This window comes from Bradyrhizobium sp. 87 (genome assembly GCF_023073015.1).
Classification (GTDB): Bacteria; Pseudomonadota; Alphaproteobacteria; order Rhizobiales; family Xanthobacteraceae; genus Bradyrhizobium; species Bradyrhizobium canariense_D.
The window spans coordinates 1-4,442 of the sequence record NZ_JADPIQ010000105.1 but is presented as its reverse complement, the minus strand read 5'-3'; the positions used below and the strand labels follow the sequence as shown (position 1 = coordinate 4,442).

The 4,442-nt window shown below is 57.5% G+C and carries 3 protein-coding genes and 1 pseudogene; all 4 read right to left on the bottom strand.

The annotated features are described in order from the left end of the window. Positions 1 to 768: 768 nt before the first annotated feature. Positions 769 to 948, bottom strand: a complete 180-nt coding sequence (locus IVB50_RS26805; protein WP_247298044.1) for a hypothetical protein — start codon at positions 946 to 948, stop codon at positions 769 to 771. 161 nt (positions 949 to 1,109) lie between these two features. Continuing rightward, a pseudogene (locus tag IVB50_RS26800) lies at positions 1,110 to 1,450 on the bottom strand (response regulator). 44 nt (positions 1,451 to 1,494) lie between these two features. Beyond that, on the bottom strand, positions 1,495 to 4,101 hold the full coding sequence (locus tag IVB50_RS26795) for a GAF domain-containing protein (protein WP_247298041.1): 2,607 nt from the start codon (positions 4,099 to 4,101) through the stop codon (positions 1,495 to 1,497). A gap of 35 nt (positions 4,102 to 4,136) precedes the next feature. Continuing rightward, positions 4,137 to 4,442: hypothetical protein (locus IVB50_RS26790; RefSeq protein WP_247298038.1), on the bottom strand; the 306-nt coding region annotated here is incomplete at its 5' end.

The window sequence follows — 4,442 nt, the reverse complement described above, 5'->3', positions numbered from 1 at the left end:
CAGCTACGAGCTAATTGCCCCGCTCGTCACGATGAGCTGTCGCCTATTGCTTCGCCGTGTCGCCAGCCGCGGCGTTCTACCGCGCGAGCGGTTTAGTCCAATTGGCCCGTGGCCGACCTCGACCCAGAGGGCCGCAATATCCGCTTTCGAGAGGTGAGCGGACCAAAGTTAGTGCTCGGTACCGAGGGCCGATCATACCTGATGTGCTAGGCGGAGGCCCAGCCAACCAAGTCTGACTCCCAGCGCTTGAGAAAGCAAGAAGGAGCTGAGCCGCCCTAACCCTGGTGTCGGGACCTCGTCTCTGGATCCGAAGATCATCATTCTTCCGACAGGAGGGAATGCAATCAGAGACCGATGGGCGATCGGCATTCAACTACACTTCCGTGTTTCTGCGGACCAATCCCACCGGCGTACAGACCGTATTCATCCGGGCGAGAACACAGGCCAAACTTAGCTTACGAACGCGGACCCATTCACTCACTGGTGATATGCCGCGATATTTTTTCGACTTCCACGACGATAACGGTTCGACGATTGACGACGAAGGGCACGAACTGCCCGGCTTGAATGCTGCGCGCACAGAGGCTCGCCGCACTATTGGAGAAGCCGCGCGGGACTTAACGGCTAAAGGCCAAGATGGCGTCGCAGGTTGAGGTTCGCGACGAGCACGGTGCAGTTCTGAGGGTTGCAGTCACTAGCTGCCGATTATCATTCAGTCACGGTCGCTACACAGACGGTATGCAGGCAATGCTGCGCGATATTCAGCGTTCATTTCGTTGGTAAAGCTTCCGACGGGCTTAGCGTCGGCAAGCCGTATTCGTGCGCGCGTTTCGCCGCGAGCTTGCGATAGGTTTGAGCTTGCGTCTGCAACTGGGTTTTGAAGGCCGCATCCGACTCGTCTGCCGCAAGCGCTTCAAGTTGAACCGCGCGCGCAAAGGCGGCATCCACGTTGGGAAATTAGGCCATGTTGGATGCAAGCCAAAAATCTCGGCAAAGGTCAGCTGAGGTCCTTCGGTTCGGCTTGCCAGTGAGGCCATGACTTCCATTCTAGCCGGATGAGCGGACCTGGTTAGACTGGTCCGGCACGTCTCGAACGGACCACTAGCAGACTACACAGTCCTTCCCAGGCGTTGATCAATTTCCTGACGCAATAGTCCAAAATCTATCGGCTTGGATAGTAATCCAGCGGCGCCAAGTTCTCTTGCGCGCTTCACGGTTGCAGCGTCTCCATAAGCGGTAATCATGATGATGGGCACGTTAGGACGTGCTTCTTTTACCTTTGGAAGCATTTCGAGCCCGCTCATGCCTGGCATGTTGATGTCCGACAGGATTAGGATTAGTGACGGATCCGGTATCGCCTTCATCTGCTCGAGAGCCGCAGGAGCAGACAGAGCGAATCCATGAGAAACCGCCCCGCCCGCAGGTCGCGGCGGAATTGCTGCCGGAACATGCTCTCGACATCGGGCTCGCCGTCGACGACAACGATCTAGGTGCTCACGACTCTCCTCCAGATCGGCTATTGCTCCCGTGTCGAGGCAAGAAGACCACAAACTCTGTAAACTGCTGCGGCTCGCTTGTGACTTCAATTCGGCCACCATGCTGTTTGACGATGATGTCATGGGCGATCGAGAGGCCGAGGCCTGTACCTTCGCCGGCCGGTTTGGTCGTGAAGAACGGATTGAAAATCTTTTCCTTCACCTCCGGTGGGATACCGGTGCCATTGTCGCGAATACGTATTTCGACTTGGTCCTCGCTTGCGCGTGTGCGGGCTGTGATTAGTGGTTCGAAGTCGGCACTGCTATTGCTAGCCACACGACTGGCCACCGCATGGAGCCCGTTCGAGATCAAGTTGAGCAGAACGCGGGTGATCTCCTGGGGAAACACTTCGACTAGTCCGGCGCGCGGATCGAAGTCACGCTGCACGGTCACATTGAACTGCGGTTTCTCGGCACGGGCGCCGTGACAAGCGAGATTGAGACTCTCATCGACCAGTGCATTGATATCGGCAGCCCGGTGCTCTCCCGAGCCTTCTCGCGAGTGCAGCAGCATATTCTTAACGATCGTATCGGCGCGCTTGCCGTGCTGTACCACCTTTTCAAGGTTTGACTTCAGCATCAACGAAAGTTCGTCAACCTCGCTGCGCATCTTATGGTCGAGAGGAGCCGGAGCCAGGGTCTCCTTGAGTTCGGCGGTCAATTCCGCCGAGAGCGCAGCAAAGTTATTGACGAAGTTGAGAGGATTCTTGATCTCGTGGGCGATTCCGGCGGTAAGTTGACCGAGAGAAGCAAGTTTTTCGGTTTGCACCAGGCGGTCTTGCGCAGTTCGCAGCTCATCCAATGATCTCGACAGATCGGCGGTGCGCTGACGCAATTCGCTGAGAAGTCTTGTATTCTCGATAGCAATGACCGCCTGCGCGGCGAACTGCTCCAGCAGGGCTGTTTGCTTCTCAGTAAAAGGGCGATTTTCCTGCCGAAAGATCATAACATTTCCGACCACGCTGCCGCCCTTCAGCAAGGGAACTGCCAATACGCACTGCGCGCCGCCAAGCTCAACCAAGGCGCGGCGATTACGTTCACCGTCGAGGTAAGCTTTGGATTTGGCGAGGTCAGCGATGGCTACTGAACGTTCGCCTTTCAACAGACGCGCTGGAGCGGTGTCAGGACCGTAGTCAAGTGGCTGCTTCCGGCGATACTCATCGTAAGCTGGAGGCAAGCCGAATGTGGCCGCGGTATGGAAACGGTGCCCATCATAAGTGTTGAGCACACCGAAATTCGCATCGCAAAGCTGCATCGCCTTGCCAAGTATGGCATCGAAGACCGGCCCCAGATCCCCACCTGAGCGGCTGATTATGCTGAGCACCTCCGATGTCGCAGTCTGCTGCTCCAGCGCCTGCCTGGTCTCGTTGAAAAGTCGTGCATTTTCGATCGCAACGACGGCCTGGCTGGCGAAGTTCTCAAGCAGCGAGATTTGCTCCTCGGTGAATGGCCTAACCTCCTGCCGGTAAACGTTGATTACGCCGACGATGTCCTCGTTCTTAATCATGGGCACATACAAGACGGTGCGCGCGCCGCCCAAATCGACACCGGCGACTGCATTAGGATTACCGCTGCGGTAGGCTTCGCTTTCCTGAGCATTATGGACGTGAGCTGGCTTCCTGGTTGTGCGCATCACGTCGGCCGGAGTTGCCGCGCCTCCCGTATGCAAGTTTTGCCGTCGGTATTCAGCAAAGGCGGCCGGAACGCCCGCTTCGACAACTGCCCGCATTGCGCCTTGCTCCATTTGGTATATGAAGCCGCAGTCCGCCTCGCACAGGCTCATGGCCTTGGCCAGCATCTGCTCAAATACCGGTTTAAGATCGCCAGGCGAGGACGAGATAACCTCAAGAACTTCGGCTGTAGCAGTTTGCCGCTCAAGCGCCTCCTTCGTTTTGTTGAACAGCCGCGCGTTCTCTATTGCGATCACGGCCTGGTCGGCGAAGCTTTGTTGCAGCACTAGTTCATCTGCGGTAAAGGGTTCGAGTCGATCGCGTTGGACGATGAGCGCTCCGATCGCTTTGCCGTCGCGCCGTAGTGGCGTACCGGCCACGGTTCGAATGCCGACCGTGCGGGCTAATGTCACGGGCCAGTCCGCCATATCCGCATCGATATTGTCGATGTCGGGGATATGAATTTGTCGATTCTCCCGGAAAACTACCGCGGGCAGGTTTCGGCCTCCTGGCCGCCGCTGCTCCTCTGGTACCAAAGCGGTGATGCGCTCGATGCCCGCGCCAAAACTGACTGAAAGACCCCACTCGTTGCCGGCGGCAATCCGGATAGCAACGCTCGCACCATGGAAGAGGCGCGCGGTAGCTTCGGCGATCTGCTGAAGTCCGCTTTCGGCATCACCGGAGGCGCTGGCGATTGTGCGGAGGATGTGGGCACTGGCATTCTGCCTCTCCCGTAAGTTGGCGAGTTCCTCGCGCAGACGGCCATTTTCGGCATCCGTCGCCGCAGCCCGTGCAGTTGCCGCATCATGCGCAGCAAAACTGGAAGCAAGCCGTTGCTCGAGATCGGCAATCAGCTTGTGGAGGTCGGCCACGGCGTCCAGAGGAGGCGCGGTCATTCACTCAGTCCATGCGCCAGCCAATGCCGACCGGCTCAAATCATCGCCCGTATAGACGGATTATTCCATTCCAGGAGCATCAAAGCCAGCGGCTTTCCGCCGCTTTTGGGCACCAGAAAAGAGGATTTTCGGATGTCCGAGTTGAGGTCATAGCAGACGTTGGCCGAGCGCCGTTGGAAGTCAGCTACGGGCCGATTTTGTTGCAAAAGTAGACTGCAATGGATTTGGCCGCTTTGCCTTTCGTTGAGCCGCGCTTTGAAGCGCTGGCCCTGACGCATTTTACGCAACTTTGACGCTACGCTACGCGATGCGCAGAACCTGAGCCGGCGGCGGTCGTGCGA

Bases quoted from the DNA above. Each gene is read 5' to 3' on its own strand.
- IVB50_RS26795 (WP_247298041.1), bottom strand. From the start codon at position 4,101: ATGACCGCGCCTCCTCTGGACGCCGTGGCCGACCTCCACAAGCTGATT.